This window comes from Pseudomonas sp. GW821-FHT04D07 (assembly GCF_059420225.1).
Window position 1 is genome coordinate 339841 of record NZ_JBWKTH010000002.1, and the last position, 20779, is coordinate 360619.

Below are 20779 nucleotides of genomic sequence, written 5' to 3' on the forward strand. Positions count from 1 at the left end.
CGTTGGAACTGTGGTGGCGGTACTGGCCTCTTCGCGGGCAAGCTCCGCTCCCACAGGTTTTGAGCCGTACACAAAACCTGCGTACGACTCGTTCTACTGTGGGAGCGGAGCTTGCCCGCGAAGAGGCCCTCAAGCCCGCCTCCCACCGCTCAGACACCCCCCGCAGCTACAAACTCTTGCGCAACCGCGCACTGTGTTCCTCATACGCCCGACTGAACTCCCGCCCAAACAAATCCTGGAAATCCTCTTCGGCCTCACGGGAAATATTCGTGTACAGCTCGGTGAACTGCTGCCAGTACTGGGCCTGGCGCGAACCGCTGAACAGGTTCGACAAACCGCCGGGCTTGCCCATGCGGGTCTCAAGCTCCGACGGTTCGAAACGCTTGAGCAGGTGCTTGATCGCCGCCTCCACCCCAGCCATCACCGCCATCTGGTGCGCCCGCAGGTCATCGAAACTGTCGCTGACCGCCTGGTCCGGAGCCATGAACGCCTGGTTGCCGTGACGCAGCAGCAAGAGCAGCGCTTCATCGGCATTCGGGGCGAATTTCAACGGGTTGTTTTCCACCGGGCGAATCAGCGTCTGCTGCATGCGGAACTCGCCCTTGAGACTGCTACGAGCCCGCAGCACATCGATCAGGCCCTCGACCATCAGCCGGTAGCTGCGGCCGATGGCTTCCATCTGCGCCTCCACCTGGGCGGTGTCGAGTCGCAACTGGTCAAGGCCGGCACCGCGCAGGAAGGCTTGCAGCAGATCGGCTTGAGCGGTACCGCTCGACACCGCCACGGGGGCCGGCGGACTAACCGGGGCCACTGCCGGCGTGACCGTGGGCGTGGGAATCGGTGTCGGTGTCGGTGTCGGTGTCGGCTCGACGATAGCCTCGGCAACAGGCATGGCTATCGGCGTACTGACCGGCGCCTTGGGCGTGTCGCCGAACAGATCCCAATCCTCGGGAATCACCCCCGCACCCGGCGCTTTCGGCACGACCAGCGGGGCCGGGCTGATCACCGGAGTCGGCGGACGAAAGTCATGCTGCTGGGCCGGCACGTGGTCCGACTGGGTCGCCGGTGGAACGCTCGACGGCGCCAGGAAATCGAACAGATCAGGCAGCGTGTCCATCGCCGAACCGCCCTGGAAATGCGCGGCCGGAATGTTCACCGGCGATACTACCGGCACCGCGGCCGCCCGCCCCATCAGCGCTTCGAAACTGTTGGACGAATCGCCCCCCGACAGGCTTTCATGGGCCAGTTGCAGGTTGAAATCGATGCGCACGCGGATCTCGTACTCACCGATGCGGATGATTTCGCCGTCCTGCAACGGTTCGCTGTTACCTCGACGCAAACGAATACCGGCCTGAACCAACTCCACGCCATTGGTACTGTTATCGGTCAGATAGTAACGACCGTCCTTGTATTGAATAACGCAATGTTTCGAGGAAACTAGCCGCTCCGGATCAGGTAGAACCCAGTCATTCTCGGAACTACGGCCAATCGCCATCATCCCGGTATCCATGGATTTCTCCGGACATTGACCAGGGGTGATCTTGTGATAACTAGTGATAGTCAAACACAGCGACATTGCGCCTCCTTGCAGTACATCCACGCACGAGCCACCCAGCGCAAACACCTTGCGCCAGGCCTCGCCAGGGCCATGAGAATCCTGGAAAAAACCTATCTATTTCAGCCAGTTCGCCGAATCTAGCGGATTCTACCTACAAAATGATGAAAAACGCACACGGTCCGACTCAGCGGTCGACAGCCTTGACGATTGTGTCACAACGGTAACAAAGGGCCGATAGCTTACCTTGACAAGCTATAACTACTACACCAAAAATGCACAACTTCTTGTTTACAAGTGATAGCTCAATGATATCACGCTGTATATGCCAACAAGAAATATGAGAGCTTTCCGAAGGAACTTTCGGGACAGATGCCTGACTATCCAGCAGGCCGATAAGGAGATCGAATTTGGTGGATGTGTCGTTGTTGCTCGCCGCTGTTTCAGCGAACTCGCCCTGTGGCGAGGACCTGGAATATGACGCGCAATTCTTGCAATTGGAGCGTGATGCCCAAGGTAAACCCGAGCGCATCATGGGCGACTCAGTGCAAGCGGCCGAACCACCGGCGTGGCGCGCCATCGAGCAGTCGAGCACGGCGCTCCTGCAACGCAGCAAAGACCTGCGCATCACCCATTTCCTCGTGCAAAGTGCCCTGGCCCTCGACGGCCTGCCCGGGCTCGCCAACGCCCTGACCCTGGTCAGCCAGATGCTCCAGCGATACTGGGCCGAACTCTATCCGCTGCTTGACGCCGATGACGACAACGACCCCACGGTGCGGATCAACGCGCTCTCGGGTCTGGCCTGCGAGACCAATATCCGCCTGCTGCGCGAAAGTGTGCTGACCCGCTCCCGGGCCTTCGGCACCGTGACCCTGCGCGCCGCGTTGAATGCCAGCGGCCTGCAAGGCTTCTCCGACGAAAGCCTGAACACCGACGAACTGTCCGGCGCCCTGCGCGACAGCGACCCCGAGCAACTGGTCGCCATGCGCGCGGCGCTCAGCGAAGCCCGCAGCGCCGTCGACGCCATCGAGCGTTTCGTCAGCGACCAGGTCGGCTCGGCCGAGGGCGTGGATCTTGGCGCCCTGCGCCAACCGCTCAAACTGGCCTTGCAGATCCTTGCCGAATACGCGCCCGGCACTGACACCGGCGAATCGACCGTGACCGAATACGAGGCGGAGCCCGCCGTGCATGGCAGCGACAGCGCCGCCCCGATCGTCACGCGCAGCGCGCCGCCGGGCGAGATCGGCAACCGCGACGACGTCCTGCGCAGCCTGGAACGGCTGCTGAGTTACTACGCCCGCCACGAGCCCTCGAGCCCGTTGCCGGTGCTGTTGAACCGGGCCAAGAACCTGGTGCACGCCGACTTCGCGACCATTGTGCGCAACCTGATTCCCGACGGTCTGTCCCAATTTGAAAACCTGCGGGGCCCCGAGGGCGAATAAGCCCGTCGAGACCGCGCCGCTTAGTTAACGGCAACCACCGATAACGCCAACACCGTCGCTTGAGCGACCAGGAGCAACAACGTGGCGAACACCAGCTCTCAGAAATTTATTGCGCGCAACCGCGCGCCACGGGTCCAGATCGAGTACGACGTAGAACTCTACGGCGCCGAGAAAAAGGTCCAGTTGCCTTTCGTCATGGGCGTGATGGCCGACCTCGCCGGCAAGCCCGTCGAGCCCCTGGCACCGGTGGCTGACCGCAAGTTCCTGGAAATCGACGTCGACAACTTCGACTCGCGCCTCAAGGCCATGCAGCCACGGGTGGCGTTCCACGTACCGAACGAACTGACCGGTGAAGGTAACCTGAGCCTGGACATCACCTTCGAAAGCCTGGACGACTTCAGCCCAGCCAACGTCGCGCGCAAGGTCGATGCCCTGAACAAGCTGCTCGAAGCCCGTACCCAACTGGCCAACCTGCTGACCTACATGGACGGCAAGACCGGCGCCGAAGAAATCATCATGAAGGCCATCAAGGATCCGGCGTTGCTCCAGGCCCTGGCGAGTGCGCCAAAGCCCCAGGACTCCGAGCCCAGCGCTTAATCAGGACGAACGATCATGACCCAGTTGCAGCAAGACAATCAGACGTTGCCCGGCACCACCACCGAGCCCAGCGAATTCGCCAACCTGCTGATGCAGGAATTCAAACCCAAGACCGAGCGTGCCCGCGAAGCCGTCGAGGGCGCCGTGCGCACCCTGGCCGAACAGGCCCTGGCGCAGACCGACCTGGTGTCCAACGACGCCATCAAGTCGATCGAGTCGATCATCGCCGCCATCGACGCCAAGCTCACCGCGCAGGTCAACCAGGTGATCCATCACCCTGAGTTCCAGCAACTGGAAAGCGCCTGGCGCGGTCTGCATTACCTGGTCAACAACACCGAAAGCGACGAACAGCTGAAGATCCGCGTGCTGAACATTGCCAAGCCGGAACTGCACAAGACCCTGAAGAAATTCAAGGGCACGGCCTGGGACCAGAGCCCGATCTTCAAGAAGATGTACGAAGAAGAATACGGCCAGTTCGGCGGCGAGCCCTACGGCTGCCTGGTGGGCGACTACTACTTCGACCAGTCGCCGCCGGATGTCGAGCTGCTCGGCGAGCTGTCCAAGGTCTGCGCGGCGATGCACGCGCCGTTCATTGCCGCCGCCTCGCCGACCGTGATGGGCATGGGCTCGTGGCAGGAGCTGTCGAACCCGCGCGACCTGACCAAGATTTTCACCACCCCGGAATACGCCGGCTGGCGCTCGTTGCGTGAATCGGAAGACTCGCGCTACATCGGCCTGACCATGCCGCGCTTCCTGGCGCGCCTACCCTATGGCGCCAAGACCGACCCGGTGGAAGCCTTCGCCTTCGAAGAAGACACCGACGGCGCCGACAGCGCCAAGTACACCTGGGCCAACGCGGCCTACGCCATGGCGGCGAACATCAACCGTTCGTTCAAGCACTACGGCTGGTGTTCGCGGATTCGCGGCGTCGAATCCGGCGGCGAAGTGCAGAACCTGCCGGCCCACACCTTCCCCACCGACGACGGTGGCGTGGACATGAAGTGCCCGACCGAAATCGCGATCTCCGACCGTCGCGAAGCCGAGTTGGCGAAAAACGGCTTCATGCCGCTGCTGCACAAGAAGAACACCGATTTCGCCGCGTTCATCGGCGCCCAGTCGCTGCAGAAACCGGCCGAATACGACGACCCGGACGCCACCGCCAACGCCAACCTGGCCGCGCGCCTGCCGTACCTGTTCGCCACTTGCCGCTTTGCCCATTACCTCAAGTGCATCGTGCGCGACAAGATCGGCTCGTTCAAAGAGAAGGACGAGATGCAGCGCTGGTTGCAGGACTGGATCCTCAACTACGTGGACGGCGATCCGGCCCACTCCACCGAAACCACCAAGGCCCAGCACCCATTGGCGGCGGCGGAAGTGGTGGTCGAGGACGTCGAGGGCAACCCGGGTTACTACACCTCCAAGTTCTTCCTGCGCCCGCACTACCAACTCGAAGGCCTGACGGTGTCGTTGCGCCTGGTGTCGAAACTGCCGTCGGCGAAAGGGGCATAACCCCGAACCTTGTGGGCAACACCACGCCTTGTAGGAGCCGAGCTTGCTCGCGATCGAGTGCGCAGCACTCGCAAAACCGGAGAACGCGGTCTTCCTGAAAGACCCTGTACTCAGGATTTACGACCGCTTCGCGGTCGATCGCCAGCAAGCTGGCTCCTACAAGGGACCGCGTCATCCGCAACAACAGTGAACCCACCCCTACCCGGCGGGTCCTGGCTAACAACATCGTGGTGAAGACCACACTGGAGAAAACATGGCTGTTGATATCTTCATCAAGATCGGCGACATCAAGGGCGAGTCCCAGGACAAGGCCCACAAAGAGGAAATCGATGTCCTCAACTGGAGCTGGGGCATGTCCCAGTCCGGCAACATGCACATGGGCGGTGGCGGCGGCGCCGGCAAGGTCAATATCCAGGACCTGTCGCTGACCAAGTACGTCGACAAGGCCTCGCCGAACCTGATGATGCATTGCGCCAGCGGCAAGCACATCGACAAGGTCACCCTGGTGGTGCGCAAGGCCGGTGGCGAAAGCCAGGTCGAGTACATGAAAATCGACCTGGAAGAAGTGCTGGTCACCTCCCTGAGCACCGGCGGTTCGGGCAGCGATGATCGCCTGACCGAAAACGTCACCCTGAACTTCGCCCAGGTCATGGTCGAGTATCAGGAACAGAAAGCCGACGGCTCCAAGCAAGGCGGCCCGGTCAAGTTCGGCTGGAACATCCGCTCGAACACCAAGCGCTGATCCCCGTGCCCCCGACGCTCAGTGTCGGGGGCATCTGGCGTTACCCCGAATTCGATTCATTGCCGGTGTCCAAGCATGGCCAAGCCTTCGTTTCCCGTTCAGTGGCGCTGCCGCCCCGCAGTGTCCAGCCCCTGTGACGTCGCGCGATGAGCAACGTGCCGGGCGACCTCACCCTGCGCGAACGCCTGCAGCCGTCGCTGCTCGACCGCCTGACCGACAACGAGCCGGGCACTCTCCAGGAAGGCAGCGACAAGCGCGTGCTGTCCCTGAGTCAACTCAAGGCCTCAGTGCTGCGTGACCTGACCTGGCTGCTCAACAGCACCAGCCTGCTCGACGCCGACGCCACCCTGCACACCCCGGCCGGCACTTCGGTGATCAACTACGGCCTGCCGGCGCTGGCGGGCAACAGTGCGTCGAGCATCGATGTGGTCGCCCTCGAAGGCCTGATCCACACCGCCATCACCACCTTCGAACCGCGCATCCTCAGCCATACGCTGCGGGTCCGGGCCCAGGTCGCCCACGGCGAGATGAACCACAACGCCCTGAGCTTCGAGATCGAAGGCGATCTCTGGGCATTGCCGGCCTCATTGCCGCTGCTGCTGCGCACCGACCTCGATCTGGAATCCGGCCATGTGCGCGTGGTCCCCGCCGAGCAACGGAGACGCTCATGAACCCGCGCCTGCTCGACCTGTACAACCAGGAGCTGCAACACGTGCGCGAAAGCGCCGCCGAGTTCGCCAAGGAATATCCGAAGATCGCCGGGCGCCTGACGCTGTCCGGGCTCGACTGCGCCGACCCTTATGTCGAGCGCCTGCTGGAAGGCTTCGCCTACCTCACCGCGCGGGTCCAGCTCAAGCTCAATGCCGAGTACCCGACCTTCACCCACAACCTGCTGGAAATCGCCTACCCGCATTACCTGGCGCCAACGCCATCGATGACCGTGGTGCAACTGCAGACCGATCCGGACGAAGGCTCCCTGGCTGGCGGTTTCACCCTGCCCCGCGACAGCGTATTGCGCGCCACCCTGGGCAAGGACACCCAGACCTCCTGCGAATACCGCAGCGCCCATGCGGTGACGCTGTGGCCATTGCAGGTCAGCCAGGCCGAGTACTTCGGCAACCCGTCGGCGGTGCTTGGGCGCCTGGCCGCCAGCGAGCCGAAAGCCAAGGCCGGCCTGCGCCTGACCTTGCGTACCGGCGCCGAGTTGCCGTTCAACCAGCTCGAACTGGACAGCCTGCCGCTGTACCTCAACGGTGCCGACGAGCAACCGTTTCGCCTCTACGAGCAACTGCTGGGCAATGCCTGCGCGGTGTTCGCCCGTGCCCCGGGCGGCGACTGGGTCGAACGCCTGCCCGCCGATGCCCTGCGCGCCTGTGGCTTCGACGACCGCGAAGCGGCGATGCCGGTGGTGGCCCAAGCCTTCCAGGGTTATCGATTGCTGCAGGAATACTTCGCCCTGCCCCAGCGTTACCTGTTCGTCGAATTCGCCGAACTGGGTCGCGCGGTCAAACGCTGCGCCGGCCAGGAGTTGGAACTGATCGTGCTGTTCGAGCGCTTCGACCCGAGCCTGGAAAGCAGCGTCGGTGCCGCCCAGTTCGTGCCGTTCTGCACCCCGGCGATCAACCTGTTTCCGCGTCGGGTGGACCGTATCCACCTATCCGAACGGGTCAATGAACACCATGTGATCGCCGACCGCACCCGGCCCATGGACTTCGAGATCCACTCGCTGACCGCCGTCACCGGCCACGGCACCGGGCCCGACCAGCCGTTCCTGCCGTTCTATGCCGTGCGCGATCCGTCCCGCTACGGTCGTGACCAGGCCTACTACAGCCTGCGCCGCGAACCGCGGGTGCTGTCCAGCGAACAACGACGCAAAGGCACCCGCTCGACCTACGTCGGCAGTGAAACCTTCATCAGCCTGGTGGACAACCGCCAGGCGCCCTACGGTCACGACCTGCGCCAACTGGGCGTCAGCGCGCTGTGCACCAACCGCGACCTGCCGCTGTTCATGAACGTCGGCAGCGGCAAGAGCGACTTCACCCTGGCCGACAGCGCCCCGGTCTCGGCGATCCGCTGCCTGGCCGGGCCCAGCCGCCCAAAGGCCAGCCATGCCCACGACAACCAGGCCTGGCGCCTGATCAGCCAACTGTCACTGAACTACCTGTCGCTGAGTGAAGCCGGCCAGGGTGCCGCCGCTCTGCGCGAACTGCTGCGCCTGTATGGCGAAAGCAACGACGCCGCCCTGCAATTGCAAATCGAGGGCCTGCGCGAGGTCAGCAGCAAGCCCTGCACCCGGCGCCTGCCGATGCCCGGGCCGATCGTCTTCGGCCGTGGCCTGGAGATCACCCTGGAATTCGATGAAAACGCGTTTCGCGGCACCGGGGTGTTTCTCCTCGGCGCGGTGTTCGAACGCTTCCTGGCACGCTATGTGTCGATCAACAGTTTTACCGAGACGGTGATCCGTACCACCGAACGCGGCGAGATCATGCGATGGAAAGCCAAGCCCGGACGCCGTCCGACCCTGTGAGCACGCTCACAGCGATGCAGGCCGAACCCTGGGAGTACGATTTCTTCCAGGCATTGCGCCGTATCGAGTGCGAATCGCCGCAGCTGCCGCGCTTCGGTCATTCCCAGCGCCTGGCCGACGACCCGTTGCGCCTCGGCCAGCAGCTTGACTGTGCCTTCGCCCCGGCCACGTTGGCCTCCATGACCCCGGCCAGTGACACCACGCCGGCCCGGCTGGAGCAGTTCTTCTTCGGCCTCGGCGGGCCCAACGGCCCGTTGCCGCTGCACCTGACCGAGTACATGCGCGAGCGCCAGCGCAACAACGCCGACAGCACCAGCAAGCGTTTCCTCGATGTGTTCCACCATCGCCTGCTAAGCCTGTTCTATCGGGCCTGGGCCGAGGCGCGGCCGACCGTCAGCCATGACCGCCCGGACGACGACTACTGGTCCGCGCGGCTCGCCGCCCTGAGTGGCCGGGGCATGCCCAGCCTGCTGAAACAGGGGCTGATCCCGGACACCGCCAAGCTGCATTTCAGCGGCCACCTCGCCGCCCAGACCCGCTACCCGGACGGCCTGCGTGCCATCCTCCAGGAGTATTTCGGGCTGCCGGTGCAGATCGAGGAATACGTCGGCCAATGGCTGCACCTGCCGGAGCGCAGCCGCGTCGGTGTCAGCGCGAATCAGTTGGGTGTCGACTTCTGCCTGGGCCGGCATGTCTGGGACCGCCAGCACAAATTCCGCATCCGCGTCGGCCCGCTCAAGCTGGCCGACTACATGGGCCTGCTGCCCGACGGTGAACCCTTCCGCCACCTGGTGGCCTGGGTCGCCGAATACCTGGGGCACGAGCTGGATTGGGACCTGAACCTGGTCCTGGAACAACCGCAAGTGCCCAAGCTGCAACTCAACGGCCAATTCCGCCTGGGTTTCAACACCTGGCTCGGCCAACCCCAAGAAGACGCCAAGGACCTGATCCTGGCCCGGCACTACGCCGATCAGGCCACCTCGGCCCACCATTCAAGGAGCCCGGAGCATGGGTGAAATCAGTCGCGCCGCGTTATTCGGCAAACTCAACAGCGTTGCCTACAAGGCCATCGAAGCCGCCACGGTGTTCTGCAAACTGCGGGGCAATCCGTATGTGGAGCTGAGCCACTGGCTGCATCAGTTGCTGCAATTGCAGGACTCCGACCTGCACCGCCTGATCCGCCAGTTCAATCTCGAGCCAGCGCGCCTGGCCCGCGACCTGACCGACGCGCTGGACCGCCTGCCGCGTGGTTCGACCTCGATCACCGACCTGTCGTCCCACGTCGAAGAAGCCGTGGAGCGCGGCTGGGTCTACGGCAGCCTGATGTTCGGCGAAAGCCAGGTGCGCACCGGCTACCTGATCCTCGGTATCCTCAAGACTCCGAGCCTGCGCCATGCCCTGCTGGCGCTGTCGGCGGAGTTCGACAAGATCAAGGTCGAGGCCTTGAGCGAGCGCTTCGACGAATACGTCGGCGACTCGCCGGAAAATCACCTCGGCGCCAGCGACGGCTTCACCTCCGCTGCCGTGCCGGGCGAAGCCAGCGGCGCCATGGCCCCCAGCGCCATGGGCAAGCAGGAAGCCCTCAAGCGTTTCACCGTGGACCTGACCGAACAGGCCCGTAGCGGCAAGCTCGACCCGATCGTCGGGCGCGATGAAGAGATCCGCCAACTGGTGGATATCCTGATGCGCCGCCGCCAGAACAACCCGATCCTTACTGGCGAGGCCGGCGTCGGCAAGACCGCCGTGGTCGAAGGTTTCGCCCTGCGCATCGTTGCCGGTGACGTGCCGCCGGCCTTGAAAGATGTCGAACTGCGCAGCCTCGATGTCGGCCTGCTGCAAGCCGGCGCAAGCATGAAGGGCGAGTTCGAACAGCGCCTGCGCCAGGTCATCGAAGACGTCCAGGCCTCGCCCAAGCCGATCATCCTGTTTATCGACGAAGCCCACACCCTGGTCGGTGCCGGTGGCGCCGCCGGTACTGGTGACGCGGCCAACCTGCTGAAACCGGCGCTGGCGCGCGGCACCTTGCGCACCGTGGCCGCGACCACCTGGGCCGAGTACAAGAAGCACATCGAGAAAGACCCGGCCCTGACCCGCCGTTTCCAGGTGGTGCAGGTCGCCGAGCCATCGGAAGACAAGGCCCTGCTGATGATGCGTGGCGTCGCCTCGACCATGGAAAAACACCACCAGGTGCAGATCCTCGACGAAGCGCTGGAGGCTTCGGTGAAGCTGTCGCATCGCTATATCCCGGCGCGCCAGTTGCCGGACAAGTCCGTCAGCCTGCTGGACACCGCCTGTGCCCGCGTCGCCATCAGCCTGCATGCGGTGCCCGCTGAAGTGGATGACAGCCGTCGACGTATCGAAGCGCTGGAAATCGAGTTGCAGATCATTGCCCGCGAACATGCCATTGGCGTCGATACCGCCGCGCGGCGCAGCAACAGCGAAAATCTGTTGAGCGCCGAGCGCGAGCGCCTGGCCGAGCTGGAAGTGCGTTGGGCCGATGAAAAAGCCCTGGTGGACGAACTGCTCGCCACCCGCGCCGAACTGCGCGAAAGCGCCGGCGTGGTGGACAGCGATATCGAACTGGGCCACGCGCTGCGGGAAAAACTGGTCGACCTGCAACAGCGCCTCAGCGCCCTGCAAGGTGAAAACCCGTTGATCCTGCCGACCGTGGACTACCAGGCGGTGGCCTCGGTGGTCGCCGACTGGACCGGCATTCCGGTGGGCCGCATGGCCCGCAACGAACTGGAAACCGTGCTCAACCTCGATCAGCACCTGCAAAAACGCATCATCGGCCAGGACCATGCGCTGCGGATGATCGCCAAGCGTATCCAGACCTCCCGCGCCGGCCTCGACAACCCGAGCAAGCCGATCGGCGTGTTCATGCTCGCCGGCACCTCGGGCGTGGGCAAGACCGAAACCGCCCTGGCCCTGGCCGAAGCCATGTACGGCGGCGAGCAGAACGTCATCACCATCAATATGAGCGAGTTCCAGGAAGCTCATACCGTTTCGACGCTCAAAGGCGCACCGCCCGGCTATGTCGGTTATGGCGAAGGTGGCGTGCTGACTGAAGCCGTGCGGCGCAAGCCTTACAGCGTGGTGTTGCTGGACGAGGTGGAAAAGGCCCACCCGGACGTGCACGAGATCTTCTTCCAGGTCTTCGACAAGGGCGTGATGGAGGACGGCGAAGGCCGGGTGATCGACTTCAAGAACACCCTGATCCTGCTCACCACCAACGCCGGTACCGAGCTGATTTCGCACCTGTGCAAGGACGCCGGCAACGTGCCGGACCCGGAGGAGATCGCCAAGGCCTTGCGCCAGCCATTGCTGGAGATTTTCCCGCCGGCGTTGCTGGGGCGGTTGGTGACCATTCCGTACTACCCGCTGAGCGACACCATGCTCAAGGCGATCACCCGCTTGCAGTTGGGCCGGATCAAGAAGCGCGTGGAAAGCACCCACAAGGTGGCCTTCGATTTCGACGACGGGGTGGTGGACCTGATCGTTTCGCGCTGCACCGAGACCGAAAGCGGCGGACGGATGATCGACACCATCCTGACCAACAGCCTGCTGCCGGACATGAGCCGCGAATTCCTCACGCGCATGCTCGAAGGCAAGGCGCTGGCGGGGGTGCGGATCAGTGAGCGGGATAACGAGCTGCATTACCAATTCAGCGACGCGGGCGCCTGAGCCGACGCCTTCGCGGGCAAGCTCCGCTCCCACAGGTCCTCGATCGTACACAAAATGTGGGAACGACACAGACACTGTGGGAGCGGAGCTTGCCCGCGAAGAGGCCCGCCCGAACACCACAATACCCAGAGATAACCAATGCTATTCACACAAGCCACCCGCCTGGCCCAGATCAACAGCCCCCTCGGGCCGGATGTCCTGCTGCTCAAGGACTTCGGTGGCGGCGAGGAGCTGGGGCGGCTGTTCGACTACGAATTGCACCTGACCTCCAACGACGGCGCCCTGGACCTCAACCAGTTGCTGGGCAAGCCCATGAGCCTGTCGTTGCAGGTCCAGGGCGGCCAGCGCTACTTCCACGGCATCGTCGCGCGCTGTAGCCAGAACGTCAGCCAGGGCCAGTTCGCCAGCTATTCGGTGACCCTGCGGCCCTGGCTCTGGCTGCTGACCCGCACCTCCGATTGTCGGATCTTCCAGCACCAGAGCATCCCGCAGATCATCAAGCAGGTGTTCCGCGACCTCGGCTTCTCCGACTTCGAAGACGCCCTCAGCCAGCCCTATCGCGAGTGGGAATACTGCGTTCAATACCGCGAAAGCAGCTTCGACTTCGTCAGCCGGCTGATGGAACAGGAAGGCATCTACTACTACTTCCGTCATGAAAAGGACCGCCACGTACTGGTCCTGGCCGACGCCTACGGTGCCCACCACAGCGCCCCGGGCTACGAATCCCTGCCCTACTACCCGCCGGACGGCCAGCATCGCGAACGCGATCACCTCAACGGTTGGCACCTGGCCCAGGAAGTCCAACCCGGCTCCCTGGAACTCAACGACTACGACTTCCAGCGCCCCAGCGCGCGGATCGACGTGCGTTCGGCGATGCCACGCCCGCACACCGCCGGCGACTATCCGCTGTACGACTACCCCGGCACCTACGTGCAGAGCCAGGACGGCGAGCACTACGCGCGCACCCGCATCGAAGCGATCCAGAGCCTGCATGAGCGCGTCGAGCTCAACGGCAACGCCCGCGGCCTGGGTTCCGGGCACCTGTTCAGCCTGACCGGCTTCGGTCGCCAGGACCAGAACCGCGAATACCTGATCGTCGGCGCGCGTTACTACATTGCCCAGGAAAACCTGGAGTCCGGCGCGACAGCGGCCGGCGCGCAGTTCGAAAGCAGCCTGAGCTGCATCGACGCGCAACAGAGCTTCCGCCCGCTGGCGAATACCGCGCGACCCACCGTCAAAGGGCCGCAGACCGCCGTGGTGGTGGGCCCGGCCGGCGAGGAAATCTGGACCGACCAATTCGGCCGGGTCAAGGTGCACTTCCACTGGGACCGCCACGACCAGTCCAACGAAAACAGCTCCTGCTGGATTCGCGTGTCGCAGGCCTGGGCCGGCAAGAACTGGGGTTCAATGCAGATCCCACGGATCGGCCAGGAAGTCATCGTCAGCTTCCTCGAAGGCGACCCCGACCGGCCGATCATCACCGGCCGGGTCTACAACGCCGAACAGACGGTGCCTTACGACCTGCCCGCGAATGCGACCCAGAGCGGCATGAAAAGCCGTTCGAGCAAGGGCGGCACGCCGGCCAACTTCAACGAAATCCGCATGGAAGACAAGAAAGGCGCCGAGCAGCTGTACATTCATGCCGAGCGCAACCAGGACATCGTGGTCGAGGTCGACGAGAGTCACTCGGTGGGCCACGACCGCAACAAAAGCGTGGGCCACAACGAGACAGTAAGCATCGGCTCGATGCGCCTGCGCGCGGTCAAGGACGACGACATCCTGGTGGTCGGCCGCAAAAAGACCGACAGCATCAGCCAGAGCTACGTCATCGAGGTCGGCGAAAACCTGCGCCTGGTCTGCGGTGAAAGCGTGCTGGAGCTGAATGCCAGCGGCCAGATCAACCTCAGCGGCGTGCAGATCAGCTTTCATGCCTCGGGCGATGCCGAGTTCAACACCGGCGGCACCCTGCATCTGAACAACGGTGGCGGCCCCGGCGCGTCGCCCGAAGGCCAAGGCGTCAAAGGCAGCATCGACGCCAGCGTCGAGGCGATGTTCCCCAAGCCCAAATAATGAGATCCGCGAGCCATGACTTACCGCCTCAATGAATTCCAGTTCGCCTTGCCCGAGAGCGAGCTGCTGGACGCCTCGATCAATATCCTCAAGTTCCCGCAGCTGGGGACTTCGCTGATCGTCAGCCGCAGCCAGCTGGCCGACGGCGAAACCCTGCAAAGCAACTTCGACGCCCAGCTCAAGCGCCTGGAACAGCAGGTCCAGGAACTGCGCTACCAGCCGGGCCAGGCCGTGCGCCTGGGCGCGGATCAGTCAGTGGAAGGCATCGAGTTGCGCAGCCAGTTCAGCAAGGGTGCGGAGAAGGTCTTCCAGTACCAGCTCGCGCTGGTGTTGCCGGGCACCCGCAAGATGCTCGCCCTGAGCTACGTCAAGGCCGACAAGCTGGGGGATGCCGAAGCCGCGCATTGGGCGACGATCAAGCAATCGCTGCAGTTCGACCGGGTGGTGTGACGGGCGCCATGCATGTCTGACGCACTGTGGGCCGCCCGGCTGGGCGATGGACTGTCCCATACCTCGATGATGGCCGATATCCTCGGCGGCGTACTGGAGGTGGCGGCCAATGTGGCAATCACCGCACTGGCCACCGCTGCCGTGGTCGCCGCCACCGGGATCACCATCGCGACTGGCGGGCTGGGAGCCTGTGTGCTGGGCGCGGTGGTCGGGGTCATCGTCGGCGTGGCGATGAGCAAGACCGGCGCCGACAAGGGCCTGAGCAAGATGTGCGAGGACATCGGCAACAGCCTTTTCCCGCCCACGGTGCAGGCCAATATCCTCAGCGGCTCCAGCAACACCCTGATCAACTCGATCCCCGCCGCCCGCGCTGCCGGGGCTGTGCCGTCGCATGTTGCCCCGGCGGGCACGCCCGAGAGCGAAGAAGCCGCTCCCGCCGAGGCTGCGGAGCCGGGTTTCCTCGATATGGCCAAGGGCTTTTTCTCGCAGATGTGGCGGCCCACGGTGGCAACTCCGGCACCCGGTGCGGTGCCCAAACCGCTGGATCTGGTCACCTGCATGAAGCATCCGCCGATGCCGCCGCAGTTTCTCGCCGAGGGTTCGGAGAAGGTCAGCATCAACGGCCAGCCCGCCGTGCGCAGCGGGGACCGCAGCACCTGCGATGCCAGTGTGGTTTCAGCCGGACTGATCTCGCCCAACGTGACCATTGGCGGCGGTTCGGTGGTAGTACGCGAGATCCGCAGCGGCAAGACGCCCGGCGTCGGCCTGGCGATCACCGCGCTGCTGATGCTCAAGGGCAGCAAGGGCAAGTTCCTCAGCAACCTGCCATGCATGCTGTTGGCCGGGGTCAACTCCTTCGTCACCAGCCAGGCCATCGGTGCGCTGACCAACGCCATCGCCGGCTCGCCGAATCCGGTGCATGCCGCCACCGGCGCCAAGGTACTCGGTGGCGCGGACGAGCTGGACTTTGTCCTGCCCGGTATCCTGCCCATCGACTGGCAGCGTTTCTACAACAGCCGCGATGAGCGTCGCGACAGCTTGCTCGGCACGGGCTGGAGCCTGCCTTATGAAATCGGTGTGCGTATCGAAGCGCATCCCGAAGGCGGTGAACGGCTGCTCTACACCGACGAACAGGCCCGGCGTATCGACATGGGTTCCATCCCCTTGGGCGGCGCGGTGTTCAGTCCGGGAGAAGGCCTGGCCGTGCGGCGCAACGGCAACGGGCAACTGTTGATCGAGAGCGATGACGGTTTGTATCGCTTGTTCGAACCGACCCTGGCCGATCCTTCGAGCCTGCGCCTGAGCCAGTTGGGCGACCGTAACGACAACCGCCTCTATCTCGACTACGACGAGTCTGGTCGGCTGATCCGGCTGCGTGACACCTTCGATCTGGTGCAGCTGGACCTGATCTACAGCGCCCAGTGGCCCCGGCGGGTCAGCCAGATCGAACGGCTGTACCCCGATCAACAGCGCGAGGTGCTGGTCAGCTATGACTACGACAGCATCGGCGACCTGGCCGAAGTGCGCGACAGCCTGGGCCAGGTGCAACGGCGCTTCGCCTACGATAACGGGCGGCGGATGGTCGAGCACCAGTTGCCCACGGGGTTGCGCTGTTTCTATCAGTGGGCGCTGGTCGAGAACCTTGAATGGCGGGTGGTCCGGCACTGGACCGATGACGGTGACAAATATGTCTTCGACTATGACCTGAAGGCCGGCATCACCCGTGTCACAGATGGGTTGAAGCGGGTGAGTAGCCGTCGTTGGAACCCCCAGCAGCAGATCACCGAATACACCGACAACCTCGGCCACACCTGGCACTTCGAGTGGAACGACGAACGCCAGTTGCTCGGCGCCACCGATCCCCAGGGCGGGCAGCATCAATTCAGCTACGACGAAGCGGGCAACCTCAGCGTCAGCGTCGATCCACTGGGGCGCAGCGAGTCGACCTTGTGGCTGGAGCATTGGTCGTTGCCGCTGGTGGAGACCGACGCGGCGGGCAACAGCTGGCAATACCGCTACGACCCACGCGGCAACTGCACCCACGAAACCGATCCGCTGGGGCGGGTTACCCAATACCGCTTCGACGCCCAGGGCCAGGTGGTGGAGATCATCGACGCCACGGGTAAAAGCAAAACCTTGCAGTGGAACGACCTCGGGCAGTTGATTCGCCATGTGGATTGCTCGGGATCGCCGACCACCTTCAGCTACGACCGGCGCGGTCACCTGCAGGCCGTCACCGATGCCCTCGGCGAGCGCGTGACCTACCAGCACGATGCCCAGGGTCGCCTGTTGCAGAGCCAGTTGCCGGACGGTCGCGTCGAACAGTACCTGCGCGATGGCAGCGGCCAACTGACGGGATATGTCGATCCGGCCGGGCACAGCACCGGCTATCAGTACGACCGTCGCGGCCAGGTGCGCCAGCGCGTCGATGCCCATGGCCGGCAGGTGCAGTTCAGCTATGACGCCTATGGGCGTTTGCAGGCGCTGACCAATGAAAACGGCGAGAGCTATCGCTTTGCCTGGGACGCCGGCGACCGCCTTACCGAACAACGCGATCTCGACGGCAGTGCCCGGTGTTATGCCTATGACGTGCTGGATAACGCCACCCGTGTGGAATACGTTGCGGCACCATTTGGCAGTGGCCTGGCGCTGGTTCCATCAGCGCCGGTAGCGCCCATCGTTCATCGGTTGGAACGCGATGCGGTGGGTCGGCTGATCGCCAAGGTCACCGACGATGGCCGCACCGAGTATGCCTACAATCCGCTGGACCAACTCACCGCCATCACCTTTACCGACCACGACGGCCAGGCACAAAATCTCGGCTTCGCCTACGACGCCCTGGGCCAGTTGCTGGAGGAACAGAGCGCGGCGGGCAGCCTGCGGCATCACTACGATGAACTGGGCAATCTGCTCCAGACGCAGTTGCCGGATGGCCGTTGGCTCAATCGGCTGTACTACGGCAGCGGGCATCTGCACCAGATCAACCTGGACGGTCGGGTGATCAGCGATTTCGAGCGCGACCGTCTGCACCGCGAGGTATTGCGGACCCAGGGCCAGCTCAGCACCCGTAGTGAATACGACCGTGTTGGACGTTTGCGCTCGCGCTTGCGCCGCCCGTCCAACCAGCCATCAGCACTGCCGGCCCCAGCGCAGAAGCATTTCGACTACGACCCCAGCGACAACCTGATCGGCCGCCTCGACCGCCAGCCCCGTGGTGACCAACGCCAGTTGCTGCACTACGACGCGACGGGTCGGATCATCGCCAGCCAGGACAGCGTGCAGGGCCAAAGCGAAACCTTCGCCTACGATGCCGCTGCAAACCTGTTGGACGGCCCATCAGCCAGTGCTGGGCTGGTGGTGCACAACAAACTGCTGACCTATCAGGGCAAGCGTTATCGCTACGATGGGTTTGGGCGGATGATCGAGAAGCGTAGCGGCAGTCATCGGGTGCAGCGTTTTGCCTATGACGCCGAACACCGGTTGATCGAGGTACGCAATCAGGACGGTGCACGGGAAACCGTTGTGCGCATGACCTACGATCCGCTGGGGCGGCGTATCGGCAAGACCGAGCACGACAACAACGGCTATCCGCTGGGCGAAACGCACTTTACCTGGGATGGCCTGCGCTTGTTGCAGGAACACCGCAATAGCCAGACCAGCCTGTATCTGTATGCCGATAACGGCTATGAACCGTTGGCGAGGGTCGATGGTAGCGGGGAGTTGCAGAAGGTTCGTTACTACCACAACGACCTCAATGGCCTACCCGAGCAATTGACCGAAGCCGATGGCGCCACGGTGTGGCAGGCGCGGTATCAGGTCTGGGGCAACACCCTTGAAGAGATACGTGAGCCGTACTACATCGAGGAACAGAACCTGCGATTCCAGGGTCAGTACCTGGACCGGGAGACGGGGCTGCACTACAACACGTTCCGGTTTTATGATCCGGATGTGGGGCGGTTTACCACGCCGGATCCGATTGGGTTGATGGGTGGGTTCAATCTTTACCAGTACGCACCGAATCCGTCGGGATGGGTGGATCCGTGGGGATGGGAAGTCTGTCGCCTGAGTTCGGCACAAAAGAAAGCAATGGGCCCTGCACCAAAAGGAATGGTCAAACCCCATTACCATCACATCGTCCGAGAGAAAGCCCCCCGCACCTGGAAAGCACAAAACCAGCAGTACATCACCGGCGCGCAAAAAATATTGGCAAAACACAAAATCGGGCTGAACGATGACCCGAGAAACTTCACATGGGCACAGAATGGTGGGGGCAACCACTCTGTTGCGAGTGCGAAAAAAGTTTTCGAGATTCTTCAGAAGGCTGACAGCGGCGGAACCCCAAGCATTGAGAGCGCACTGAAAAGAATGGGCATGCAAATGACGGGAGGGACATTCTAAATGGATGACTCGGAAAAGATTTATGAAAACAATATAGCGGTCATCTCCAAGCTGCATGCCGCCATAGAGGCAGGCAAAACATCTGCGGTCAAAGCGACACTGGAAAAGCATCCAGACCTGCTTGGTCTCCCCTTGTATGGGCTACCGGGACACGAAACCCTGCTGCATTTGGCGGCAGAAAGCGGCCACATAGACATCTGTGAGTTATTGGTCACCATGGGTATCGCCCTGGATACCCCTGCCACCAGCTCAGGCGATACCACACCGCTATCCGGTGCGGCGCGCAACGGCCATTTGGAAGCATGCAAATGGTTGCTCGATGCGGGAGCGAGAATCGACGGTTGGCCGACAAGTGTCACAACACCTCTCATAGAGGCTGTTGTTTCCGGGCATCAGGCAGTGGTCGAATTTCTGGTCAAGCGGGGCGCCGATATCAACCGGCTCCACAGCAGGCTCAACACCACGCCTCTGGACATCGCCAATAGCTGGGATTTTCCAGGTATTGCATCGATCCTGAAAGATAACGGCGCCGTGAGCGTGATGGACGTTATCCGCGAGCCTGGGAGCGAATATGGTGGCGCCATTGTCAGTTTTGTTCACAACACCGCCGGCTGGGTTCTGCCCGCTCAAGTAAGCCCCGTAACGACTATAAAAAACGTTGATCTGCGTATCAGCTGCATCGACAGCAAGAATAAATTCAAGCTGTTGTTTACTGTCGGACTGTTCAACCAGTCTCCCAGGACAGAGCTTTTTTTCTGTTTGCCCGGGGATTGGCCGTTGACCCGCTCTGGCCTCAACACCGACAGCACGTGGGCATTTCCTACTCAAATGTTGTCTCGACTGGCAAACGAAACGCTTGAAAACGGCTCATTGAAAGAAGGGCAGCTCATTCGGCGAACTGACCCCGCCTATTCGGACCTAGGGTGGCCAGCAGATATTGATGCATTGGTCACTGTTGATAAAGTTTGGAACAAAGACTCCTCGAACGAACCAATACCCGATGAGGACAAAGTCATGCTGTACGTGCTGGCGCCGTTGAAATTCACCAAAAAAGGGGCACCTGATGAAGCTGCGCTCGCCGCATTGGCAGGCAGCAGGCGCGCAGCAAGCTGGGCTAAGCTAGCCATTCCAGCCGCCATTACTGAATGATATTTTTAGTAACTATAAGATCAGTATGCGACCGAGACCCTGAAAGATATTGCGTTTTTATGCAATCTAGCCATTGATCTCCGTCGCGTACTTATTTCTGAAAACTCACAAATTTACCAATCCGACACCATGCTCTCCCACCCGTTGCTAGCAGATGAAGCATCCCACCAAAAAACCTCATATTTCCCACGCACTTCTGCGCATGAGGGATATCGCCCGCACCGCCAGTAATAAGCTACAGTTTTCCTGTCGCTGAAAACTCAGCGATACGGGGTTCGCAGCCCGGTTGTGAATAGGCACACAGCGTCGCAAAAGCGGCTGCTTAAGGAGCCTAACAATGACAAATAACATTACCCCCAATCTGCCTCTCACTCGCAAAGCACCTAGCGCAGCCGGCAAAGCGGTATACCTGCGTAAAATCTCTGACGTCCCTGACCTACGTCTCGCGACTGCTCGAAACGGCTGAACTCAATGGCGACGAAATCAGCCTGCATACCAACCCCGTCGAACGGGCGCTGTTCTGGGGCATGCTGCATTCGGTGGAAGTCGCTCGGGCGGTGGTGGATGCGTTGCTGGAAGGCTCGCCCCCGTCTCATCCTGCATCGCCCTTGTAGCGCCTGGACATGAGGAGACTCGGGTAATCAGAGCCTGATCCG

Annotated in this window: 14 protein-coding genes and 1 pseudogene; 14 read left to right on the forward strand and 1 reads right to left on the reverse strand. The window is 62.5% G+C overall.

Translation table 11 applies throughout. From position 1 onward, the window contains the following. Positions 1-166: 166 nt before the first annotated feature. Positions 167-1576, reverse strand: a complete 1410-nt coding sequence (gene tagH, locus AC07T0_RS05150; protein ID WP_495000148.1) for a type VI secretion system-associated FHA domain protein TagH — start codon at positions 1574-1576, stop codon at positions 167-169. A 392-nt stretch (positions 1577-1968) separates the two neighbouring features. On the opposite strand from tagH, the gene tssA reads away from it, so the two are divergent. The 14 genes and pseudogenes from tssA to AC07T0_RS05220 form a co-directional block, all read left to right on the forward strand. Beyond that, positions 1969-2997, forward strand: a complete 1029-nt coding sequence (gene tssA / locus AC07T0_RS05155) for a type VI secretion system protein TssA (RefSeq protein ID WP_495000149.1) — start codon at positions 1969-1971, stop codon at positions 2995-2997. 81 nt (positions 2998-3078) lie between these two features. Then, positions 3079-3594 (forward strand): type VI secretion system contractile sheath small subunit, encoded by a 516-nt coding sequence (tssB, locus tag AC07T0_RS05160; RefSeq protein WP_495000150.1) that lies wholly within the window; start codon positions 3079-3081, stop codon positions 3592-3594. Between the two features lie 15 nt (positions 3595-3609). Next, on the forward strand, positions 3610-5103 hold the full coding sequence (tssC, locus tag AC07T0_RS05165; RefSeq protein ID WP_495000151.1) for a type VI secretion system contractile sheath large subunit: 1494 nt from the start codon (positions 3610-3612) through the stop codon (positions 5101-5103). A 43-nt stretch (positions 5104-5146) separates the two neighbouring features. Next, positions 5147-5293: a hypothetical protein gene (locus AC07T0_RS05170; protein ID WP_495000152.1), complete on the forward strand. Its 147-nt coding sequence runs from the start codon at positions 5147-5149 to the stop codon at positions 5291-5293. Positions 5294-5356: 63 nt separating this feature from the next. Continuing rightward, positions 5357-5845, forward strand: coding sequence for an Hcp family type VI secretion system effector (locus tag AC07T0_RS05175; RefSeq protein WP_177094000.1), 489 nt, complete (start codon positions 5357-5359; stop codon positions 5843-5845). 146 nt (positions 5846-5991) lie between these two features. Beyond that, positions 5992-6516, forward strand: coding sequence for a type VI secretion system baseplate subunit TssE (tssE, locus tag AC07T0_RS05180; protein ID WP_495000153.1), 525 nt, complete (start codon positions 5992-5994; stop codon positions 6514-6516). Beyond that, entirely contained in the window at positions 6513-8372 is a 1860-nt protein-coding gene (gene tssF / locus AC07T0_RS05185; RefSeq protein ID WP_495000154.1) for a type VI secretion system baseplate subunit TssF, read from the forward strand. The genes tssE and tssF overlap by 4 nt, the downstream gene beginning before the upstream one ends. Continuing rightward, on the forward strand, positions 8336-9388 hold the full coding sequence (gene tssG / locus AC07T0_RS05190) for a type VI secretion system baseplate subunit TssG (protein ID WP_495000155.1): 1053 nt from the start codon (positions 8336-8338) through the stop codon (positions 9386-9388). Before tssF ends, tssG begins: the two co-directional genes overlap by 37 nt. Then, entirely contained in the window at positions 9381-12056 is a 2676-nt protein-coding gene (gene tssH, locus AC07T0_RS05195) for a type VI secretion system ATPase TssH (protein WP_495000156.1), read from the forward strand. The genes tssG and tssH overlap by 8 nt, the downstream gene beginning before the upstream one ends. Positions 12057-12194: 138 nt before the next feature. Continuing rightward, positions 12195-14126 (forward strand): type VI secretion system Vgr family protein, encoded by a 1932-nt coding sequence (locus AC07T0_RS05200; RefSeq protein WP_495000157.1) that lies wholly within the window; start codon positions 12195-12197, stop codon positions 14124-14126. 15 nt (positions 14127-14141) lie between these two features. Then, a complete protein-coding gene (locus tag AC07T0_RS05205; RefSeq protein WP_495000158.1) occupies positions 14142-14576 on the forward strand; it encodes a DcrB-related protein in 435 nt (144 codons plus the stop codon). Between the two features lie 12 nt (positions 14577-14588). Then, positions 14589-18974 carry an RHS repeat-associated core domain-containing protein gene (locus AC07T0_RS05210; protein ID WP_495000159.1) on the forward strand — a complete coding sequence of 1462 codons (4386 nt, stop codon included), beginning with the start codon at positions 14589-14591 and terminating at the stop codon, positions 18972-18974. Then, positions 18975-20123, forward strand: coding sequence for an ankyrin repeat domain-containing protein (locus AC07T0_RS05215; protein ID WP_495000160.1), 1149 nt, complete (start codon positions 18975-18977; stop codon positions 20121-20123). A gap of 428 nt (positions 20124-20551) precedes the next feature. Beyond that, positions 20552-20737: pseudogene (locus tag AC07T0_RS05220) on the forward strand (hypothetical protein); the annotation flags it as partial. Between the last annotated feature and the right edge of the window lie 42 nt (positions 20738-20779).